Genomic DNA, 20,662 nt, shown 5'->3' with positions numbered 1-20,662 from the left:
GGCCCCTGCGGTGACCTCGCGACACCGGTGGGCGAGGATGGTCCGGTGACCAGAATCGTCGCGGGAACCGCCGGTGGGCGCCGTATCGAGGTGCCGCAACGCGGCACCAGACCAGTCACCGAACGAGTGCGCGAGGCGCTGTTCAGCGCGCTGGAGGCCATGACGGAACTGTCCGGGACCCGAGTGCTGGATCTGTTCTCGGGCTCGGGCGGTTTCGGGCTCGAAGCGCTCTCGCGCGGTGCCGAACACGCCACCTTCGTCGAGGCGGACCGACGGGCGGCCGGGGTGCTGCGACGCAACGCCGAGACGCTCGGCTTCCGCTCCATCGGCATCGAGCAGTCCGCCGTGCGTTCGGTGCTGGCCCGATCCCCGGGCGAACCCTACGACCTGGTTTTCGCCGACCCCCCGTTCGCGATGGACTCCGCCGAGCTGGACGAGTGCTGGCAGGCGTTGGTCCGCAACGACTGGCTGAGCCGGGACGGCCTGATCATCGTCGAGCGTTTCTGGAACAGTCCCGCTCCGCTCTGGCCCGCGGGCATCGAGGAGTTGCGGACCAAGCGCTACGGGGACGCGGCCGTCTACTGGGCCGAACGCGTTCATCCGGAATGATGCCCAGTGGTCCTCCCGTGCGTTCGTCCGCCGTACGTTCGGTGGTGAGTCACACCACCTCGTCCTGAGTACTACCGACGGGTACTGCTAAGTTGCCGCTCATGAGGCGTGCCGTCTGTCCAGGTTCTTACGATCCGGTCACCAATGGCCATTTGGACATCATCGAGCGAGCGGCGGGGTTGTTCGACGAGGTAACCGTCGCCGTGCTCGTGAACAAGAGCAAGAAGAGCCTGTTCGACGTCGACGAGCGAATCGAGATGCTGCGCGAGGTCAGCAAACCGTGGCCGAACGTGGTCGTCGACTCCTGGCACGGTCTGCTCGTGGACTACTGCAAGGCCAACGGGATCGGCGCGATCGTCAAAGGGCTGCGTGCGGTCAGCGATTTCGACTACGAGCTGCAGATGGCGCAGATGAACCAGCGGCTCTCCGGAGTCGAGACGCTGTTCATGTCGACCAATCCGCTCTACAGCTTTCTGGCCAGTTCCCTTGTCAAGGAGGTGGCCACCTACGGCGGCGACGTGTCCAACCTGTTGCCGCCGAGGATCGAACGACGACTGCTCGACAGGTTGGCGGAGACGGCGGAGTAACCGGCGGCGGGGTCGCCACCTCCGGTGGCCGGGATCCGGGGTCGCCCCGGGGAGTCGATCGCCCGGGGAAGCCGGTCGATCCGTGTGCAGGCCGGAGCTGTTCCGGGGCCCTCGCCGGTGCTTTCCCGTCGGGTCGACGAGGAGCGTGGGGGATTGCCGGTGTTGGAAACGGCGGGAAGGGCCACACCGGCGCGAGAGCCGATGGGAAATTCCGCCCGAGCGAGTGTCCCGGACAGTCCGACCGCGAAACTTCGATCAGTCCAGCGACAGTTTCATGCCGACGTGGGTGGCGCTGAATCCCAGCCGCTCGTAGAACCGGTGCGCGGCCGTCCGGCCGCTGTCGGAGGTCAGCTGCACCTGACCCGCGCCGCGCTCGCGTGCCACCGAGATCGCCCATTCACACATCCGCCGACCGATCCCGAGGCCGCGGTACTCCGAGCCGACCCGGACCGCTTCCAACTGGGCCCGCTTGGTGCCCACATGGGACAGGCCCGCGATGAAACTCAGTTGCACGGTTCCCACGATCTCGCCGTCGAGCTCGGCGACCACCAGTAGTTGATTCGGGTCCGAGGCGATCTCCGCGAACGCGGTGTCGTAGGCAGGATCTCCGGGGCGTTCCCGATGCCGGCCCAGTTCGTCATCGCGGAGCAGGGAGACCACGGCTGCCACGTCGTCGGCCCGGGCGGGGCGGAAGCTGAATCGTTCGTCCATCGGGCCGGCAGTCTAGTCGTGCGGCTGCGCCGCGGGTTCGTGTTCGCTGTCGTGGTTCGTCATTCGTTGTTCACGACTGGGCCTGGTGGTGGTCACGCAGCGAAGTTAACGTGCTGGTTATGCGCCAACACGCTGTGAAACTTTCCAGGTTGATGTTGACGGGGCTGATCGCCGTGCTGGGCCTGCTCGGTCCCGTGGTGGCGGCCTCGGCGGAACCCGTCGCCGAGCGTTCCTCAGCCGTGACCGCCGCGGCCACGTGCGGGAACACCTCCGGTTTCGAACGAGTCGCGCTGTCGTCTCTCCCCCCGGAAGCCACCGACACGGTGCGACTGATCCAACAGGGCGGTCCCTACCCCTATCCGGAGGACGGCGGCGTTTTCCACAACTGGGAGGGGATCCTGCCTGACTGCCCGGACGGCTACTACCACGAGTACACGGTCGAGACCCCGGGAATCGACCACCGCGGCGCCCGCCGGTTCGTCGTCGGCTCCGAGGGGGAGTACTTCTACACCGCGGATCACTACGAGAGCTTTCGGCTGACCGACATCAACTCCTGAAACCCGTGAGCGTCGGCACGGCGTCCGCGATCACCGGGCGCCGTGCCGAGACGCGCGGTACCGATTCGCCACGCCTGTGAGCGATCCGCCTCACGTGCCGCGCGAACCGCCCGCCTCACGTACCGCGCGTGCCAGCTGTTCTTGCGAGATCCGCTGGGCGCAGATGTAGTACAGCGTGCTGCCCGCGGGCAGCCTCGTTCGCCAGGACGGGCTGATGAGCAGTTCGGAGTCGGTCCGCGCGGCCAGCACCGTGGCGTCGTGCCGATCTCCCAGCGCGAACTGGCAGTCGCCGTAGGAGACCGGGCCCAGTGACTCGGGGAGCCGACACGAGTAGGTGTTCCCTCCGCCATGTGTCACCAGTTCGCTGTAAACCTGGGTGATGCCGGGATCCAGCAGCTCCTCGGTGATCATGTGCGGGGTGTGCCACTGGACACAGCGGATCGTTTCGTCCACGTAGCGCATGTGTTCGGCCCTGCTCATGTCCCGCAGCGCGATCACCGGTTCCAGCGCCGGATTGACGTGGTGCACGCTCACCGCCACGGCGAGGGTCTCGTTGTCGTCGCGCGCGTCGATCAGCACCGAGCGGGCGTGGTGCACCCCTGCCCTGTGCAGCACGTCCTGCGCGGTGAGGTCGCCACGCACGAAGCCGATCCCCCGGTCCGGAACGGGGTTGTGGTCCACGTCGTCCCAGGCGCCGAGTACGACCGGATGCCTACCGTCGGCGAGCAGCTCGTCGATTATGCGTTCACTGCGCCCGGCGCCATAGCCCAGCACCACGATGTGATCGGAGATGTGCAGGCTGCTCGAGCCGCTCATTCTTCTACCTCTCGCCGTTTCCAGGGTGGTCGCCAGATGGGTGAACAGGGTGGTCAACGTCGCGATCCCCCCGACGATGACGTACACCCCTACGATGTGGCCCCCGGTGGTCTCCGGGTAGAAGTCGCCGTAACCCACCGTGGAGGTGGTGACCAGAAACCACCACCAGTAGTTCTCCGGAGCCGTCAGTTCGCTGTCGGCGCGTTCGAACAGCGCCATCAGCGGCCAACTCGTGAAGAACACGAACGTGATCACCAGGGCAGGGGTCGTCCATGACCGGATGCTGATCAGACGTTGCAGCAAACGGAAAAGTACGGTGGGCAACGTGACCTTCCGCCGGATCGTGACACTGGTCTTCGCCCAGTCTCGATTATTTCCGAACCCGGCCTCCCCCCGGTGTGCTCGTGACTCGTGTCGGACACGCGGCGCCGGATATCCCGCATCCCGCCGGGGCCGCCGGGCAGACTGGGATCACGCATGATCGGCTCGTGTGACCGCTTCGAAACCACCGGATAGCGGGGTGATCGATACCCGCATCCGTGCGTTCTGAGAGCCTGAACGGGCCTGGCAAGTATCCTTCGGGTGAATACGACTGCAGGGAGATCGACGTGTACCGGGTGTTCGAGGCGCTCGACGAGCTCGTCACGATCGTCGAGGAAGCGCGAAGTGTTCCGATGACCTCCGGGTGCGTCGTGCCACGCGGCGACGTGTTGGAGCTGCTCGACGAGGTTCGCGATTCCTATCCTTCGGAGCTCGACGACGCGCAGGACGTGCTCGATCACCGGGACGAACTGGTGAACAAGGCGAAGACCGAGGCCGACGACAGCCTCAGTACCGCGCGTTCCGAAGCGGAGAAGACGTCCTCCGAGGCCAGGGCCGAGGCGGAGAAGATGCTCGCCGACGCCAGGGAACGGGCCGACGAGATCGTCGCCCAGGCCCGGGCCGACGCCGAGCAGACCATCAACAACGCGCGCCGCGAGTACGAGGACTACATCGCTCGGGCGCAGTCCGAGTCCGACCGGATGGTGCAGGCCGGACGCGCCGCTTACGACCAGTCCATCCACGAGGGGCGTTCGGAACAGGCCCGCCTGGTTTCCGAGACCGAGGTGGTCCAGCAGTCGCAGCACGAGGCCAAACGGGTGGTCGACGAGGCGCACGAGGAGGCCGAGCGGCTGCGTAGCGACTGCGACGCCTACGTCGACTCCCGGCTGGCCGACTTCGAGGAACTGCTCGGCCGCACGCTGCGCACGGTGGGCAAGGGCAGACAGCAGCTCCGACGTCCCATGAGCGCGCCTTTCGACTACGAGGAGTGGCAGACCTCCGAGCACGGCGCCGCGGTCAGTGAGCACTGACTCCCCGTCCGGTGATCGGCCACTTCGCCGGGGCGGCCGCGAGGCACCCCGGCGCCTTTCGGCCGCTGGTCGGGTTTCGGTGTGCTGCCGCTCATCGTGCGCACCAGCCGTGTGGTTTCGGCCGACGGCCCCTGGTGGCGTAGCCTGAGGAGTGGCTCTGCTCGGCCCCGGCCGGGGCTCGTCACTCGAGGACGGGGAGCGTCGTTTCCGGCACGCGAGGTGCTTGTCGGGGGTGCTCGTCGGTCGACCGGTGATCCGGCCGAGCTCGGTTCCGAGTGGGTCCAACAATCGCGAAACAGCCTAGCCGAAACCACAGATGCCTCAGAATCACGAAGTCGTGCGATCCGCACCGGACGGTCCGTGGGTGATAGACACCCGGGAGTTCGGCCGCAGCCCCGGTACGAGTCGCAACTACACCCGCATACCGCCGGCCCCGGCCGGTTTCGGTATCGACATGGTCCGGGTGCCGGAGGGAGAGCCGATCGAGCTCGATCTGCTGCTGGAGGCAGTGGTCGAGGGCGTGTTGGTATCCGGTACCGTCAGGGCGAACGCTAGCGGCGAGTGCGCGCGGTGTCTCGACCCGATTTCCGAGGAGGTCGACGTCGAGCTGCGGGAGCTGTTCGCCTATCCGGACAGCGCCACCGACACCAGCACCGATGAGGACGAAGTCAGCCGGATGTCCGGTGATCTGATCGATCTGGAACCGGTGGTCCGGGACACGGTGTTGCCGTCGATGCCCACCGCCCCGCTGTGCTCGCCCGACTGTCCGGGACTGTGTTCCGGATGCGGTGCCAAATGGGCCGATCTCGGTCCGGAACACCATCATGAGACGATTGACCCTCGCTGGGCCGCATTGCGTGAGCGGTTCGGTGGGACCGAAGAGGAGAAGTAGCCGTGGCTGTCCCCAAGCACAAGGTTTCCCGGTCGAACACCCGTAAGCGTCGTTCGCAGTGGAAGGCCTCCGCTCCGACCCTGCGGGCATGCCCCAACCGGGCCTGCCGTGAGATGAAGCTCCCGCACGTCGCCTGCCCATCCTGCGGTCAGTACAAGGGCCGCCAGGTCACCACCCCCGCCTGATAGGCGCTGAGAGTGGGGGGAAAGCAACAGTCCCGGGACCGTGAAGCGGACCGGTCTGCGTTGGTAGCGGCTCTCGGCGTCGATTTCGACGCCGAGATGCTGACGCTTGCCCTGACACACCGTTCCTACGCCTACGAGAACGGCGGCCTGGAGCCCAACGAACGGTTGGAGTTCCTGGGGGATGCCGTACTCGGACTGGTGATCACCGATCACCTGTATCGTGACCACCCCGATCTTCCCGAGGGGCAACTGGCCAAGCTGCGGGCGAGCGTGGTCAACATGCACGCGCTCGCCGCCGTGGCTCGTGAACTGGGTGAGGGCGGCCTGGGGCAGTACCTGCTGCTGGGACGTGGCGAGGAGCTCACCGGAGGCAGGGACAAGGCCAGCATCCTGGCCGACTCGTTGGAAGCGGTTCTCGGGGCCGTTTATCTGCAGCACGGGCTGGAGACCTCCCGTGCGGTGATCCACCGGTTGTTCGACTCGTTGTTGGCCGAGGCGCCCATGCTCGGTGCCGGCCTGGACTGGAAAACCAGTTTGCAGGAGTTGACCGCATCGGCCGGGCTGGGAGTCCCGGACTACCGAATCGATGAGCAGGGCCCGGACCACCGCAAGGAGTTCAGTGCCTACGCCGTCGTCAACGGTGAGGTCCTGGGGCAGGGCGACGGTCGAACCAAGAAGGACGCCGAGCAGAAGGCGGCGCAGACCGCCTGGCGTGCGCTGTCGGCTCAGCTCAACGGCGAGGCGGGCGTCGGTAGTCAATCCGAGCAGTAGGTGGCGTGCGTGCCGGGAGCCCGGCTCGGCTATCTCCCCGCTGGAGAAGACCAGGCTGGTGAGGATTCGGCTGGTGACGACCCGCTGCACGGCAGCCGTGAATCGTGTTCGAGGATAGCTTCGTGCCAGAACTACCCGAAGTCGAAGTCGTCCGCAGCGGGGTCGCCGAGCACGTCTCGGGCCGCAAACTGGCCGGTGTCGAGGTGTTGCACCCGCGTGCCGTGCGTAGACATCTGCCAGGGCCGGATGACTTCGCGTCCGAGCTGGTCGGCCGAGTGGTCGAGAGCGTTCGCAGGCGTGGCAAGTATCTCTGGTTGTCTTTGGGGGCCTTGGGAGACGCCGACGTGGGGACTTCCGAAGGTGTGAGTTCCGCCGCCGGTGCCCCGCCGGGAGCAGGGGGGCAGGCGGTACTCGCCCATCTCGGGATGAGCGGTCAGCTGTTGATACAGCCGCGCCGGGCCGACGACGAGAAGCACCTGCGCGTGAGGTTCCGTTTCGAGGACGAGGGGCCCGAGCTGCGATTCGTCGATCAGCGGACTTTCGGTGGGCTGAGCCTCACCGAGCTGGTTCCCTCGGCGCAACTCGCCGTACCCGACACCATCGGGCACATCGCGGCCGACCCGCTGGAGCCCGCCTTCGACAGGGAGGCGGTCGTACGGCTCCTCCGCTCCCGCAGGACGGGCATCAAACGAGCCCTGCTGGACCAGAACCTGATATCCGGTATCGGCAACATCTACGCCGACGAGGCTCTCTGGCGTGCCCGGCTGCACTGGGCCCACCCTACGGCCGCACTGGGTTATGAGCAGGTTCACGAGCTGCTGGACTCGGTGGTCGAGGTCCTCGGCGAGGCGCTCGTCGCGGGTGGAACCTCCTTCGACTCGCTGTACGTCAATGTCAACGGTCGGTCCGGTTACTTCAGCCGCTCCCTGTCGGTCTACGGGCGCGCCGGTTCGCCGTGTCCGCGCTGCGGTGCCTCGGTCCGACGGGAGGCGTTCACCAACCGTTCCGCCTACAGCTGCCCCGGCTGCCAGCCGGTTCCGCCCGAACCCCACTGGTGATCGCATCCGGTGGCACGGCCCCCTCCGCGGTTCTCCGGAACGGTGGGGCGGCGAAAACCGCCCCACCGCGCACGTCAGTCCGTGCGCCGTTCACTCCGGCGAACGAGTCCGCGGAGCGGCGTTGTGACGGATGCTCGTCCCCGCGGCGTCCGGGCCGCGGCAAGCCATGGTCTCGCACATGGTGTCGAGGGTGTGTCGTTCGTTTTCGAGGTCTTTTCGGAAATCGATCCGTCCGCGGCTACCACACATGGTCCGCGCCGGCTCGTGGAAAACATTTTGTTGGCTAGTTGATTACTTTGTTGCATCGATGAAACTTTTTCTTCGATGGCGTCGATCACAACTGCCCTGTCATGCCTGCGAAAACACGGCAAAGAGCATGTTTCGTGCGAACCGGTGCACTCCGGCCGGGGCATCCCCTCCTGGAAGTGACGTGAACCGGTTCACCGGGGCCGGTAACCTGATCACATGGCAGGCTCCGGGGTGCTTCGGCCTCGGGCGTTTCGACGCTGTTCGAAAGGACGGATCCGTGTCGGGACAACCGCGACGGTCGCCCGCCGTCCACCGCGAGGGGCTGGACGAACTACTCGAACGCGCCCGGGAACTCGCCCGCGACGGCAGGCGCCGGATTCTCGGTATAGCCGGTCCGCCGGCGGCGGGGAAGGGCAGGCTCGCGGACAAGTTGCTGCAGGGGCTGGGCGACAGTGCGGCACTCGTCCCGATGGACGGGTTCCACCTCGCCGGTGCGGAACTGCGCAGGCTGGGCAGGCAGAACCGCAAGGGGGCGCCGGACACCTTCGACGTGGCGGGCTACCTGGCGCTGCTGCGTCGGCTGCGTGGCCAGCGCGGGGTCGAGGGTGACGAGGTGGTATACGCCCCGGAGTTCCACCGTTCCGTCGAGGAGTCCTACGCCGGTTCCATCCCGATTCCCGCCGAGGTGCCGTTGGTGCTGACCGAGGGCAACTACCTGCTGCTGGACCGGGAGCCCTGGTCCGCGGTGCGCGGCCTGCTCGACGAGTGCTGGTATCTGGAACCGAACGACGGCAAGCGGATCGGCCGGTTGATCGCGCGCCACGTCCGCAACGGGATGTCGCGCGGCCGCGCGCGGGACTGGGTGATGCGCAGCGACGAGCGAAACGCGGCGTTGATCGCCGAGAGCAGGGAGAACGCCGACCTGGTGATTCCCGGGGACATCGGGTAGCCGTGCCCCGTTGCCGTGTGCCGGGCTCAGACCGTCCTGGAGGTGGTCGGCTCGATCCCGGTCGAGGAGGGGGCTGTCGAAGTGCTCTCCGGGGAGGAAGTGCTCTCCGAGGAACTCGCCGTCACCCGGGTATCGCTGCTCTCCTGCGTGCCTTCCGAGGCGCTGCTTTTGATCTCGTCCTCGGATTCACTTCCCGACTCGGGACCGGAGCTGGTGCTTTCAGATGGTTTGCTGGAAGAGGAAGACTCGCTCGGAGGACTTGTTGATGTCGAAGATTCAGGGGGGTCGCTGGGGGGAGAAGTCGGTTTCTCAGAGCTAGTGGATCCAGGGGGCGCGGGTATCGAACCGCCGTCGTCTTGATTCTCCGTGGTCCCCGTGCTCGGGTCCTGCTCGGAGGTGTCCTCCCGGTGGTCCGAGCGGTCCTCACGCGATACACCCCTCGACTCCTCCACGGTTTCGCCGCCCGCTGCGGCGGGCACCCCGCCGTGGGGCGTTTCGGAGGAGGTGGAACTCGGTTTCCGCGAGCTCGTCGTGCTGTCCCGCGAACCGGTACTCTCGTAGTTCGTCGAGTTCGCCGCGCCACCGCTCGACTCGGGCAGTGAGGCTTCCTGCTGTTCCACGTTGCCCAGTGCGACGGCCGCCATCGTCGAGAACGCGGTCGCGACCATCACCCCCGAACCGGCCAGTACCGCCAGGCGTTTCGAAAGGGCGTTCCGGTCCTCGTGGAGTGGATCCATCGGGTTGCTCACTCGTCCTCGCGTCCGTAGGTGGTGTCCCGGCGGGCGGGTGCCACGGTTCCCGTGGTGCACGAGCCCCGGGGGTGGCCGCGTTCGTTCGCATTACGGTAGCCATCCGGCACCCCTCCGCCGAGGTGGGGGTGGCCCGCCGTTCGGCGCAGTCGCGATTCCCGCGTCGGCACCAGCGGAAGGCATCATCGGTGCCACTTCACACGACGAGAACGACTACGACAAGGAGCGGTTGACCGGACATGTCGGAAGAGACCGAGGCCGAATCCAGCAGGTTGACCGCCTGGGTGCACGGTCGGGTACAGGGAGTAGGGTTCCGGTGGTGGACGCGGTCGCGTGCCCTGGAGCTGGGGCTTGCCGGTAGCGCGACGAATCTGCCGGGGGGCCGTGTCGAAGTGGTCGCCGAAGGACCCCGACACGCCTGCGAAAGATTGCTGGAACTCCTTCGATCGGGTGATACACCGGGAGTTGTCGAGCACGTCGCCGACCAGTGGGCAGCACCACGTGGTGGACTCTCCGGGTTCGTCGAACGGTGAGTTCCGCGGGACTCGGTCCTCGGGCCGGAGCAGTGCGTTCCGCCACGGCACCGACGGTTTCGCCCGAGCGTCCCGGCAGTAGCGCACAGCCGTCATTTCGCGGGAAGGTCGTTGAGCAGCGGTGCATCTGAAGAGCCTGACGCTGAAGGGATTCAAATCCTTCGTGTCGACCACGACTCTCCGGTTCGAACCGGGAATCACGTGCGTGGTCGGGCCGAACGGCTCGGGCAAGTCCAATGTGCTCGACGCGCTGACCTGGGTGATGGGGGAGCAGGGCGCCAAGGCGCTGCGTGGCGGCAAGATGGAGGACGTCATCTTCGCCGGAACCTCGGGGCGGGCGCCGCTCGGGCGTGCCGAGGTCAATCTGACCATCGACAACGCCGACGGGGCGCTGCCGATCGACTACACCGAGGTGTCGATCACGCGCCGCATGTTTCGCGACGGTGCCAGCGAGTACGAGCTCAACGGCAACGCCTGCAGGCTGCGCGACCTGCAGGAACTGCTGTCCGACTCCGGAATCGGCCGGGAGATGCACGTCATCGTCGGCCAGGGGCAGCTCTCCGGCATCCTGCAGGCCAAGCCCGAGGAACACCGCAGGCTCATCGAAGAGGCCGCGGGCGTGCTCAAACATCGCAAGCGCAAGGAGAAGGCGCTCCGCAAGCTGGACGCGATGCAGGCCAACCTGACCCGGTTGACCGATCTGACCGGCGAGTTGCGCAAGCAACTCAAACCGCTGGGCAAACAGGCCGAGATCGCCCGAAGGGCCCAGACCATCCAGGCCGAGCTGCGCGATGCGCGGCTGCGGCTGATCGCCGACGACCTGGTCACAGCCCGCTCCGAGCTCGAACGTGACGAAGCCAACGAGCAGGCCGCGCGCGACAAGCGGGCCGAGACGGAAAAGGCGCTGCAACAGGCCCAGGAACAGGAGAAGCAGCTGGGGGAGCAGGTCAGCGCCGACGCTCCCCGCGTCACACGCATCCAGGACACCTGGCACCGGCTCTCCGCGCTGCAGGAACGTCTCGGCGGCACGCTGCGACTGGCGCAGGAACGGCACAAACACCTCAGTGCCGAACCGGAGCAGCACCGCTCGGAACGCGACCCGGAGGAACTCGAGGCCGAGGCGGATGAAGCGGCCGAACGTGAGGAGACCGCCAACGAGGAGGCCGAGCGCACCCGCGAGGCGCTCGCCGAGGTGGTGACGAACCGTTCGGAAGCGGAGTCGGCACTGCGGGAGGCGGAGAACGCCCACATGGCCGCGGTGCGCGCCATAGCCGACCGTCGGGAAGGAGCCGCGCGCCTCTCCGGCGAGGTCGAGTCGATGCGCAGCAAGGTGGCGGCCACCGACGAGGAGATCGAACGATTGACGGCCTCGACCACCGAGGCCGAGCAGCGCGCCGCCGAGGCGCAGCAGGCCTACGAGGAGGCGGCCGCGGCGGACGACACCGAGCACGGCGACGACGACGGCGTCGAACAGCGGTGTGCCAACGCCGAAGAGGCGAGGGACGCGGCCAAGCGCCGAGTCGAGGAACTCGTCGAGGCCGAACGGTCCGCCGAACGTGAGACGGCCTCCTGGCAGGCGCGGGTGGAGGCGCTGTCGATGGGGCTGGATCGCAAGGACGGTGCGGCGACGCTGCTGGCCGCGGGCGAACGGGTTCCAGGCCTGCTCGGATCGGTGTCCGCCCTGCTGAGTGTGGAACCGGGTGCGGAACCCGCGCTGACGGCGGCGCTGGGGACGGCAGCCGAAGCGGTGGCGGTGCGTGGCGTCACCGACGCGGCCACCGCGCTACGAGTGCTCAAGGAGGACGAGGCAGGCAGTAGCGGCCTGCTCGTCGGTGCCGCCGTTCGGCACGACCGAACCGCCTGGCCGGAGTTGGACGGTTCGGCGCGCTGGGCGGTCGACCTGCTGCGGGCTCCCGACGAGTTGCTGCCCGCCCTGACGGTGCTGCTCGACCGGATCGCGGTGGTCGAGGACCTGGACAGCGCGGAACGGCTGCTGCGGCGGCACCCCGAGGTGCGGGCGGTTACTTCGCAGGGGGATCTGCTCGGCAGCAGCTGGTCCTCCGGGGGCTCCTCGGCCTCGGACAACCGGAGCCTCATCGAGGTGCAGGCCGCCGTGGACGAGGCCGAGTCCGAGCTGGCCGAGGCACGGCGCGCGGTGGAGCGGCACGGTGCCGCGCTGGAGGGGGCGCGCTCCGAGCTGGAGTCACGCGAAGCCGAGGTCAACACCGCGCGGGAACAGCGCAACGAACTCCGGGTGCGGCACGCACGCAGTTCCGAGCGGGTGGCCAGCCTGCTCGAAGCCGCCCGCTCCGCCGCCGCGGAAGTGGAACGGCTGCGTACCCAGCGCGGTGACGTGGAGCGTTCGCGGCAGGAGGCGGTGGACAAGCTCGCCGAGCTCCAGGAAAGGCTGGAGGTGGTGCAGTCCGAGCAGCTCGACGAGCAGGAGCCCGACACCACGGAACGGGACCGGCTGGCTTCCGGACTGGACGACCTGCGGCAGCGGGAGATGGACGCCAGGCTCGCGGTGCGCGGTGCCGAGGAGCGCGCACGCGCGCTGCAGGGCAAAGCCGAGCAGCTGCGTCGTTCCGCCAGGCAGGAACGGCAGCAGCGGGAGCGCGCCGAACAGGCACGACTGGCCAGGCAGCGTGGCGCAGGGGTCGCCGAGACCGTGATCGAGGGCTGCCGCACCGCGTTGCAGCGCATCGAGATGTCACTGCGGTCGGCAGGTGAGCAGCGTGACGAGCTGCAACAGCGTCACGCCGAGAACGAGAACCGGTTGCGGACGGTGCGCAACCAGGTGCGCGAGTTGTCCGGGGAACTGGAGAAGCTCACCGACGCGGTGCACCGCGACGAAGTGGCACGTGCCGAGCAGCGCTTGCGGATCGAACAGCTCGAAACGAAGATCGTCGAGGACTTCGGTGTGGGGCTGGACGATCTGGTTCAGGAGTACGGCCCCGACGTCGCGGTGCCGCCGAGCCCGACGGAGATGTCGGAGTACGAGGCGGCCAAGGAACGCGGTGAGCAGGTCAGCAAGCCGCCCTCCCTGCCCTACGACCGGGACACCCAGCAGCGTCGGGCTGACCGCGCGGAGAAGGATCTGGCCGCTTTGGGCAAGGTCAATCCGCTGGCGTTGGAGGAGTACGCCGCGCTGGAGGAGCGTTACAAATACCTCTCGGGACAGTTGGAGGACCTCAAGGCCACCCGCAAGGACCTGCTCGACGTGGTCAAGGAGGTCGACGAGAAGATACTGGAGGTCTTCTCGACCGCGTTCGACGACGTCGCGGCCGAGTTCGAGAAGGTCTTCTCGGTCCTTTTCCCGGGAGGTTCGGGAAAGCTCGTGCTCACCGACCCCGAGGACATGCTCACCACCGGTGTGGAGGTGGAGGCCAGGCCGCCTGGCAAGAAGGTCAAGCGGCTGTCCCTGCTCTCCGGTGGGGAGAAGTCGCTGACCGCGGTGGCGATGCTGGTGGCGATCTTCCGTGCTCGCCCCTCCCCGTTCTACGTGCTCGACGAGGTGGAGGCCGCGCTGGACGAGACGAATCTGCGGCGACTGATCGGGCTGCTCGATCAACTCAGGGCCAACTCGCAGTTGATCATCATCACGCACCAGAAACCCACCATGGAGATCGCCGACGCCCTGTACGGCGTGAGCATGCGCGGCGACGGGATCACCACTGTGATCTCGCAACGGTTGGGCTCGGGCAACGACGAACCCGTCGAGACGACCGAACCCGCGCACGCTGTGGGCCCTACCGAGGGGAGCCCTACCGAGGGGAGCCCGGCCGAGGGAGAGGCGGGTTCCTGACGGGCCGAGCGGGAGCCCTCCCGCGCACCGCACCGGACGTGGCACCGTGTGGCACGAGCACGGTGCCGCCGGTTTCGGTGCGCCGCCGCTCCTGGGGCGCTACCGGGGCCGTTAGCGCGGACTCAGCCCGCTTCGGAGAGTTCGGACTCGCGCGCGTCCCCCTCTCGTCGCGGACGGTGCCGCAGCGACAGCACACCACCCACGAGCAGCGTGATCGCCACGCCGATCGGTGCGTACCAGGGAAACGCCAACGGCGCGTGACCTCCCTCGCCGTCCGGGAAAGCCGCGCCGAACGCCAGCCAGAGCACCCCCAGCAGCGCGCAGCAGAACGCCACCACCGCGTCGGGTTGGCGCGCACGCCGCACCAGCAGCCCCAGTAGGAAGGCCCCCAGCAGGGCTCCGTAGGTGTAGGACGCGATTCCGAGACCCACCTCGACAACCGGGTTGTCGGTACTGGTGAACAGTGCGGCGAACACGACGAACACCAGCGCCCACACAACCGTGGCCGCCCGCGCCAGCCGCAGCAGCACCCGCTCGTCGTGCACCTTGCCGCTCACTCGTTGATACAGGTCGCTGACGCTCGAGGTGGCCAGCGAGTTCAACGAGGAGGACAGCGTACTCATCGCGGCCGCTATGATCCCCGCGATCAACAGTCCGGAAAGGCCGGGCGGAAGCTGGTTCACGACGAACCGGGGGAACAGTGCGTCACCGCTGCTCAGGCCCAGCTGCTCGGGGCTTGCCCCCGCGAAGAACGCCCACAGCATCGAACCGATACCCAAAAACAGCGCGAACTGCAGCAGCACGAGCAGGCCACTGGTGATCACCGCCCGTTGACTGTCGGCGAGTGTGCGGCAGGCGAGCAGCCGTTGCACCATCAACTGGTCGGCACCGTGCGAGGCCATCGCGAACACCGCTCCGCCGAACAGGGCCGTGACGAAGGAGTACTGACTCGTCAGTACCGGTGAGCTCAGGTCGAACAGCTCGAACTTGCCCGATCGCAGTGCCTGGTCGAACCAGCCGCCGGGCAGCTTGCTCAGCAGAATTGCCCCCGCGAGCACCGAGCCACCCACGTAGACACCCAACTGCACCACGTCGACCCAGACCACGGCCCGGATGCCTCCGAAGTAGGTGTAGATCACCGTCAGTGCCGAGAGTCCCAGGACGATCTGCCAGTAGCTCGCGACGACACCGAACGAGGCCAGCATCACCTTCACCGGGATGGCCGTGGCGAACAGCCGCAGCCCGTCCGCCAGCAATCTGGTGATCGAGAAGGTTACCGAGGCAGTGCCCTGCATTCCTCGCCCGAAGCGTTGCCCCAGGAACGCGTAGGCGCTGACCAGTTCGCCGGCGTAGTAGCGCGGCAGCAGCACGAAAGCCACGATCGTTCTGCCGATCAGATACCCGATGGCCAGCTGCAGGTAGGTGAACGAGCCCAGGTAGGCCACGGTGGGAACGCTGATCACGGTCAGTGTGGAGGTCTCGGTGGCCACCACCGAGAAGCAGACCGCCCACCAGGGCAGATCACGTCCGCCCAGGAAGTAGTCACCGGTTCCGCGCTGCCTGCCCGCCAGCAGAATCCCGAGAGCGGGCATCGCCAGCAGGTAGACGCCGATCACTGCCAGGTCGAGGATGCGCATGTGCTCTCCCGGTCGGTGGTGTGGAACGCGCTCGGCGTCGAGATCCGGAGTGCGGTCACCGGTGTCCCGACGGGCTCGGGGGTCGACAACGGCCGGTTTCCCGGCGTGAGGGTGCCCAGCACGCGGGGGCCCTCGGCTCCGGTGCAGGACGCGATGTTGCCCGGGAGCCCGTGCATCCCGAGAAAACCGAGCAGCGCGGCCAGGAACGCCTCCTTGGCATCGGGAGGTATTCCGTGCTGCCCGCTGGTGTGCAGCTCGGCACCGTGCCTGCCGAGCTCGCGTCGCAGTCCGGACATCAGAACCGGATTCGCCACTCCACCGCCCGAGGCGATCACCAGACCCGGGTCGTGCGCGGCACACGCCTCGGTCACCGTGCGAACCGTGAGCTCGGTGGCGGTGCGCAGCAGGTCGGGTGCGGAGACCTCCGGTAGCGCCGCCAGCGCGTTTCGCAGGTATTCGAGCCCGAAGTGCTCCTTGTCGGTCGTCTTCGGCGGGGAGCGGTGGAAGTAGTCGTCGTTCACCAGCTTTTCCAGCAGATCCGGGCGTACCCGGCCGCACGCGGCCAACGTGCCGTCGGTGTCGCGCCCGTCCTCGGTACCGACCAGTTCGGCGGCCGCGTCGATCAGCGCGTTTCCCGGCCCCGTGTCGTAGGCGATCGGTTTCCCTCCGCCCACCACCGTGACGTTGGCGATACCGCCCAGGTTCAGTGCCAGCACGCCGCCCGGTGACGAGGTGCTTCCGAGGGGTGGGGAGAGACCCGCGAGCCAGAGCACGTCGAGTACCGGCGCCAACGGCGCACCCTGCCCACCCGCGGCCACGTCCCTGCTGCGCGGATCGGCGAGCACGGGAAGCCCGGTGGCTTCGGCGATCCGGGCGGAGCCACCCAGCTGCAGCGTGCCCAGCGTGCTGCCCCCCACCGTCTCGTGCCGGACGGTCTGCCCGAGCGAACCGATCAGGTCGGCCCGGCCCTGGGCCAGCTGTTCGACGCCGTACCTCGCGGCCGCGGCGAACATCCGGCCGGTCGCTGCCTCCAGTTCGCACCACGCGGACGGCCCCTTCGCCGCCGAACGCGTCAGCGACACGAGCTCCCGACGCAGCGTTTCGGGGTAGGGCAACGAGCTGTAGCCCAGTGGAAGCAACTCGATCACCCCCGCCCGCAGCCGAAATTCGGCAGCGGCGACGTCCACCCCGTCCATCGAGGTTCCCGAAAGCAACCCGATCACCCGCCACGGCTTCATCCTGGTGGTGTAGATCACCGCGGGTGACAGTGCAAGCCCGACACGGATTCCCGTGCGAACCCGCCGTGCGGGTCGCGTCCGGCGGTGCGCTCTTCGGGTGCGACGATGGACGTGTGTCCACCACGAATGTGATCCTGATCATCGTTGCCGCACTGGTGGTGCTGGCCGTACTCGTCGGCACGGGCATCCTGCTCGCCCGGCGCAGGCGGGTCAGTCTCGCTCAGCAGGAGCGGGAGGATACGTCCGCGGGCCGGGGTGGTTACCGCACGGGCAGTGGAATCAGCCTCTCCAGTGGCGGCACGACCAGCGCACCCGAGCATCCCGTCGAGGAGCGAACCGACACCCAGGGACAACCGGGTGTGGGTGACGACGCCGCGGTTCCCAGGGACAGTCAACGGCGCGGCATGGTCGATGTTCCGCTGCCGAGTTCCTCCGAGGCCGACGACACCGCGACGACCACGGGAGAACCCCCGGCTGCCGAGCCCGCCACGACTCCCACCGTTCCGGAGCAACAGCCCCCCGCCGAGTCGGAACCGGTCACGGAGACCGACACACCGTCCCCGAGGGATGAGGACTCCGAATCCACCGCGGCCACCGCTTCCGGCGGAGCCACCGGCACGGTGCCTCCCGAAAGCCCCGAACAGCCCGAGGGCCTCGTCGAGGAGACCGAGAGCGGTGTCGAACCGGGCACGGCCGCGGATACCGAGGTCGAGCCGATCGAACCGTCCACCGGCAGGTTGGAGCGGCTGCGTGGCAGGCTCGCGCGTTCACAGTCGATGTTCGGGCAGAGCGTGCTCGGACTGCTCGGCGCCGGTGACCTCGACGAGGACTCCTGGGAGGAGATCGAGGACACCCTGCTGATGGCCGACCTCGGTGCCACCACGGCCTCGGAGATAATCGAGCGGCTGCGTACCGAGGTGGCCGCTCGTGGCGTGCGTACTCCCGAGCAGGCGAGGGCGCTGTTGCGCGAGGTGCTGGTGGACGCGTTGGCCACCACGCAGTCCCGCGCGGTCCAGGCGTTGCCGCACGGCGATCCCGCGGACGGTGGCAAGCCCGCGGTGGCGCTGGTCGTCGGGGTCAACGGAACCGGCAAGACGACCACCACCGGCAAGCTCGCCCGCGTGCTGGTCGCGGACGGGCGCACGGTGCTGCTCGGCGCCGCCGACACCTTCCGCGCCGCGGCGGTGGAACAGCTCGGCACGTGGGGCGAACGTGTCGGCGCCGAGGTGGTCCGGGGCGATGAGGGAGCCGACCCGGCGAGCGTGGCGTTCGAGTCGGTGCAACGGGGTGCCGATTCCGGCGTCGACGCCATCCTCGTCGACACCGCGGGCAGGCTGCACACCAAGACCGGCCTGATGGACGAGCTCGGCAAGGTCAAACGTGTGATCGGCAAGCGTGCGCAGGTCGACGAGGTGCTGTTGGTGCTCGACGCCACGACCGGTCAGAACGGGCTCGCCCAGGCGAGGGTGTTCGCCGATGTGGTCGACGTCACGGGAATCGTGCTCACCAAACTCGACGGGACCGCCAAGGGCGGGATCGTCTTCCAGGTGCAGCGCGAGCTCGGCGTGCCGGTCAAACTGGTCGGTCTGGGAGAAGGCGCCGATGACCTCGCCCCGTTCGAGCCGGAGGCGTTCGTCGACGCGCTGCTCGGCTGACCGGAGCTCTCCGGGGTGTTAACACGCCGGTGATCCCGCCAATCGGGACTTAACGGCCAACGGCGCTGATTTCATCCCCCCGACACGCCGAAAACGTCATCGGGAAACACACGTTGCCGAGTATTCGGACTCAACTCGGAGTGCCGGATCGTACGGGAGGCGACGTGAATTCAGGTGACACTGCCTGGGTGTTGGTGTGTGCTGCGCTGGTCATGCTCATGACACCCGGCTTGGCGCTGTTCTACGGCGGCATGGTTCGTTCCCGCGGTGTGCTCAACATGCTGATGATGAGCCTGGGCAGCCTGGGTGTTGTCGGGGTGCTCTGGGTTGTCTACGGATACTCCGGAGCGTTCGGTTCCGACCTCGGTGGTGTGGGGCTGCTCGGTTCTCCCGTGGAGTTCTTCGGGATGTCGCGGTTCGTCGGGCAGGAGAGCTTGTCCGGCTCGATCCCCACGTTCGCGTTCGCCGCCTTCCAGGCCATGTTCGCGATCCTGACCGTGGCGCTGATCTCCGGCGCGATCGCGGATCGTGCCCGGTTCGGCCCCTGGATGTTGTTCGCCGGGCTGTGGGCGACCCTGGTGTACTTCCCGGTGGCCCACTGGGTCTTCGCCTTCGACGAGACCAACGCCGCCGGTGAGGTGACCGCGGTCGGTGGCTGGATCGCGAACCGGCTCGCGGCGATCGACTTCGCGGGTGGCACCGCCGTACACATCAACGCGGGAGCGGCCGCGCTCGCGCTGGTGCTGGTACTGGGGCCCCGGTCCGGTTGGCCGAAGGAGACGGGCAAACCGCACAACCTTCCGCTAGTGGTGCTGGGGGCGGGGCTGCTGTGGTTCGGGTGGTTCGGTTTCAACGCCGGTTCGGCGCTGACCGCGGGAACCACGGCCGCCATCGTCTTCGTGAACACGCTCGTGGGCGCGGGCGCGGCCATGCTCGCCTGGATGCTCGTCGAACGGATCCGACACGGCAAACCGACCACCCTGGGAGCGGTTTCCGGGATCATCGCGGGACTGGTGGCGATCACACCTGCCTGCTCGGCGGTCACCCCGCTGGGAGCCATCGCGGTGGGAGGCATCGCCGGTGCGATCTGCGCGCTCGCGGTGGAGCTCAAGTACCGGCTGCGCTACGACGACTCGCTCGACGTCATCGGAGTGCACCTGGTCGGTGGTCTCGTCGGCACCCTGCTGGTCGGGTTCTTCGCCTCCGGGAATGCTCCCGCGGGAGTGGCGGGACTGTTCTACGGTGGCGGTTTCGACCAGCTGTGGCGACAGGCCGTGGGGGCTGTCGCGGTGCTGGCGTACTCGCTGGTGTTGAGCCTGGGCATCGCCTGGGTCATTCGTAGCACGATCGGTTTCCGCCTCGAACCAGCCGACGAGGAAACCGGAATCGACGAAACCGAGCACGCCGAGTCCGGTTACAACTTCGGGGACGCGCGCAACACCGTGCGCGGATCACGGACCACCGAGCACGGCTCGATCGAGGCGCTGGAAGGAAGTGTTCGATGAGGCTCGTCACAGCCGTGGTGCAACAGGCCAAAGTGGACGAGGTGCGGGACGCCCTCACCGCCCTGGGGATCCGGGGAATGACCCTCGCCGACGTGCAGGGCTACGGCAGGCAGCAGGGACATACCGAGATCTACCGGGGCGCGGAGTACAAGGTCGACGTGGTGGACAAGGCCAGGGTGGATGTGCTGGTCAACGACGCCGATACCGACGACGTGCTGCAGGCGATCGTTTCCGCCGCCCGCAGCGGAAGGGTCGGGGACGGCAAGGTGTGGGTCACACCTGTCGAGTCCGTGGTGCGGGTACGCACGGGTGAGACCGGAGAACAAGCGGTCTGAGCGGCCGGTGCCACCAAGCGTCCGCCGAGTTCCGGTCCCTTCGTGCCGCGGGCCGGAAACCCGATCCGAGAAGTGACAGTCCCGGGCCGTTCCCGGAGTCGTTACCGCCGGCTCCGGGAACGGCCGTTTTCGTGTCCGGACCGAGCGCGGTGCTCGTCCGCGCGATACCGGCTGCGTAGGACCCGGCAGCGCGGTACACCCGGATATGCGTAGCAATACGTAGCTCGGTTCAGGGGTCATCACGGTCTCGCCGAGGCCTGTCGGGACGCCAGAATTCCGGTGTGACGCCGTGAACATTCCCCGATGAGGGGTGGAGTTCCCGCCCGTGCTGGGGGTCGGGCGGGAGCCATCGGGGAGTGTTCCGCGTACCAGGGGGTGCCCGTCGGATGGCCCGTCGAGGGGTCGGGCCATCCGGTCGGTCCGGTTCCGGCGAACCAGACGGGCGGCCCGCGATTCGGGTACAGTGAAC

Annotated in this window: 19 protein-coding genes; 15 read left to right on the top strand and 4 right to left on the bottom strand. The window is 67.8% G+C overall.

What is annotated here, in order from left to right:
* The first annotated feature begins 45 nt into the window (after positions 1-45).
* Positions 46-609 carry a 16S rRNA (guanine(966)-N(2))-methyltransferase RsmD gene (gene rsmD / locus ACOQFL_RS07240; protein ID WP_435543302.1) on the top strand — a complete coding sequence of 188 codons (564 nt, stop codon included), beginning with the start codon at positions 46-48 and terminating at the stop codon, positions 607-609.
* A 101-nt stretch (positions 610-710) separates the two neighbouring features.
* Positions 711-1,196: a pantetheine-phosphate adenylyltransferase gene (gene coaD / locus ACOQFL_RS07235; protein ID WP_092632120.1), complete on the top strand. Its 486-nt coding sequence runs from the start codon at positions 711-713 to the stop codon at positions 1,194-1,196.
* A gap of 255 nt (positions 1,197-1,451) precedes the next feature.
* Here the strand turns inward: coaD and ACOQFL_RS07230 are convergent, their stop codons facing one another.
* Positions 1,452-1,907 (bottom strand): GNAT family N-acetyltransferase, encoded by a 456-nt coding sequence (locus ACOQFL_RS07230; protein ID WP_435543301.1) that lies wholly within the window; start codon positions 1,905-1,907, stop codon positions 1,452-1,454.
* A gap of 119 nt (positions 1,908-2,026) precedes the next feature.
* On the opposite strand from ACOQFL_RS07230, the gene ACOQFL_RS07225 reads away from it, so the two are divergent.
* Positions 2,027-2,464: a guanyl-specific ribonuclease gene (locus tag ACOQFL_RS07225; RefSeq protein WP_435543300.1), complete on the top strand. Its 438-nt coding sequence runs from the start codon at positions 2,027-2,029 to the stop codon at positions 2,462-2,464.
* 90 nt (positions 2,465-2,554) lie between these two features.
* Here the strand turns inward: ACOQFL_RS07225 and ACOQFL_RS07220 are convergent, their stop codons facing one another.
* The gene (locus ACOQFL_RS07220; RefSeq protein WP_435543299.1) at positions 2,555-3,604 is read right to left on the bottom strand and encodes a potassium channel family protein; all 1,050 of its coding nucleotides are present in this window, start codon (positions 3,602-3,604) and stop codon (positions 2,555-2,557) included.
* 284 nt (positions 3,605-3,888) lie between these two features.
* Here ACOQFL_RS07220 and ACOQFL_RS07215 point away from each other — a divergent pair, with 284 nt between their 5' ends.
* The 9 genes from ACOQFL_RS07215 to smc all read left to right on the top strand — a co-directional run bounded on the left by ACOQFL_RS07215 (position 3,889) and on the right by smc (position 13,823).
* Complete coding sequence (locus ACOQFL_RS07215; RefSeq protein ID WP_435543381.1) at positions 3,889-4,632, top strand: DivIVA domain-containing protein; 744 nt, start codon at positions 3,889-3,891, stop codon at positions 4,630-4,632.
* A 364-nt stretch (positions 4,633-4,996) separates the two neighbouring features.
* On the top strand, positions 4,997-5,524 hold the full coding sequence (locus tag ACOQFL_RS07210) for a YceD family protein (protein WP_435543380.1): 528 nt from the start codon (positions 4,997-4,999) through the stop codon (positions 5,522-5,524).
* Between the two features lie 2 nt (positions 5,525-5,526).
* On the top strand, positions 5,527-5,709 hold the full coding sequence (rpmF, locus tag ACOQFL_RS07205; RefSeq protein ID WP_092632109.1) for a 50S ribosomal protein L32: 183 nt from the start codon (positions 5,527-5,529) through the stop codon (positions 5,707-5,709).
* A 12-nt stretch (positions 5,710-5,721) separates the two neighbouring features.
* Positions 5,722-6,480 (top strand): ribonuclease III, encoded by a 759-nt coding sequence (gene rnc / locus ACOQFL_RS07200; RefSeq protein WP_435543298.1) that lies wholly within the window; start codon positions 5,722-5,724, stop codon positions 6,478-6,480.
* Between the two features lie 122 nt (positions 6,481-6,602).
* Positions 6,603-7,538, top strand: a complete 936-nt coding sequence (gene mutM / locus ACOQFL_RS07195) for a bifunctional DNA-formamidopyrimidine glycosylase/DNA-(apurinic or apyrimidinic site) lyase (RefSeq protein ID WP_435543297.1) — start codon at positions 6,603-6,605, stop codon at positions 7,536-7,538.
* Between the two features lie 526 nt (positions 7,539-8,064).
* Positions 8,065-8,736, top strand: coding sequence for a nucleoside/nucleotide kinase family protein (locus ACOQFL_RS07190; RefSeq protein ID WP_435543296.1), 672 nt, complete (start codon positions 8,065-8,067; stop codon positions 8,734-8,736).
* A gap of 42 nt (positions 8,737-8,778) precedes the next feature.
* Positions 8,779-9,096 carry a hypothetical protein gene (locus tag ACOQFL_RS07185; protein WP_435543295.1) on the top strand — a complete coding sequence of 106 codons (318 nt, stop codon included), beginning with the start codon at positions 8,779-8,781 and terminating at the stop codon, positions 9,094-9,096.
* A gap of 628 nt (positions 9,097-9,724) precedes the next feature.
* Positions 9,725-10,018, top strand: coding sequence for an acylphosphatase (locus tag ACOQFL_RS07180; protein ID WP_435543294.1), 294 nt, complete (start codon positions 9,725-9,727; stop codon positions 10,016-10,018).
* Positions 10,019-10,139: 121 nt separating this feature from the next.
* Entirely contained in the window at positions 10,140-13,823 is a 3,684-nt protein-coding gene (gene smc, locus ACOQFL_RS07175) for a chromosome segregation protein SMC (RefSeq protein WP_435543293.1), read from the top strand.
* A 122-nt stretch (positions 13,824-13,945) separates the two neighbouring features.
* On the opposite strand, the gene ACOQFL_RS07170 is transcribed toward smc, so the two are convergent.
* Both ACOQFL_RS07170 and ACOQFL_RS07165 read right to left on the bottom strand, forming a co-directional pair.
* Positions 13,946-15,460: a sodium:solute symporter gene (locus ACOQFL_RS07170; protein WP_435543292.1), complete on the bottom strand. Its 1,515-nt coding sequence runs from the start codon at positions 15,458-15,460 to the stop codon at positions 13,946-13,948.
* Entirely contained in the window at positions 15,436-16,716 is a 1,281-nt protein-coding gene (locus tag ACOQFL_RS07165; protein ID WP_435543291.1) for an anhydro-N-acetylmuramic acid kinase, read from the bottom strand. Before ACOQFL_RS07165 ends, ACOQFL_RS07170 begins: the two co-directional genes overlap by 25 nt.
* A 95-nt stretch (positions 16,717-16,811) precedes the next feature.
* Between ACOQFL_RS07165 and ftsY the strand changes: the two genes are divergently transcribed.
* From ftsY to ACOQFL_RS07150, 3 genes are all read left to right on the top strand, one after another.
* A complete protein-coding gene (gene ftsY, locus ACOQFL_RS07160; protein WP_435543290.1) occupies positions 16,812-18,353 on the top strand; it encodes a signal recognition particle-docking protein FtsY in 1,542 nt (513 codons plus the stop codon).
* A gap of 164 nt (positions 18,354-18,517) precedes the next feature.
* Positions 18,518-19,858, top strand: a complete 1,341-nt coding sequence (locus ACOQFL_RS07155; RefSeq protein WP_435543289.1) for an ammonium transporter — start codon at positions 18,518-18,520, stop codon at positions 19,856-19,858.
* Positions 19,855-20,193: a P-II family nitrogen regulator gene (locus ACOQFL_RS07150; RefSeq protein ID WP_435543288.1), complete on the top strand. Its 339-nt coding sequence runs from the start codon at positions 19,855-19,857 to the stop codon at positions 20,191-20,193. The genes ACOQFL_RS07155 and ACOQFL_RS07150 overlap by 4 nt, the downstream gene beginning before the upstream one ends.
* The last annotated feature ends 469 nt before the right edge of the window (positions 20,194-20,662 follow it).

It is taken from the genome of Actinopolyspora sabaoui, from assembly GCF_051225635.1.
Lineage (GTDB): Bacteria > Actinomycetota > Actinomycetes > Mycobacteriales > Pseudonocardiaceae > Actinopolyspora.
Note: the sequence above shows the minus strand (reverse complement) of the source record. Positions and strands in the feature narration are given on the sequence as shown.

Bases quoted from the DNA above. Each gene is read 5' to 3' on its own strand.
- ACOQFL_RS07170 (WP_435543292.1), bottom strand. From the start codon at position 15,460: ATGCGCATCCTCGACCTGGCAGTGATCGGCGTCTACCTGCTGGCGATG.
- ACOQFL_RS07225 (WP_435543300.1), top strand. From the start codon at position 2,027: ATGCGCCAACACGCTGTGAAACTTTCCAGGTTGATGTTGACGGGGCTG.
- ACOQFL_RS07180 (WP_435543294.1), top strand. From the start codon at position 9,725: ATGTCGGAAGAGACCGAGGCCGAATCCAGCAGGTTGACCGCCTGGGTG.
- ACOQFL_RS07150 (WP_435543288.1), top strand. From the start codon at position 19,855: ATGAGGCTCGTCACAGCCGTGGTGCAACAGGCCAAAGTGGACGAGGTG.
- ACOQFL_RS07230 (WP_435543301.1), bottom strand. From the start codon at position 1,907: ATGGACGAACGATTCAGCTTCCGCCCCGCCCGGGCCGACGACGTGGCA.
- coaD (WP_092632120.1), top strand. From the start codon at position 711: ATGAGGCGTGCCGTCTGTCCAGGTTCTTACGATCCGGTCACCAATGGC.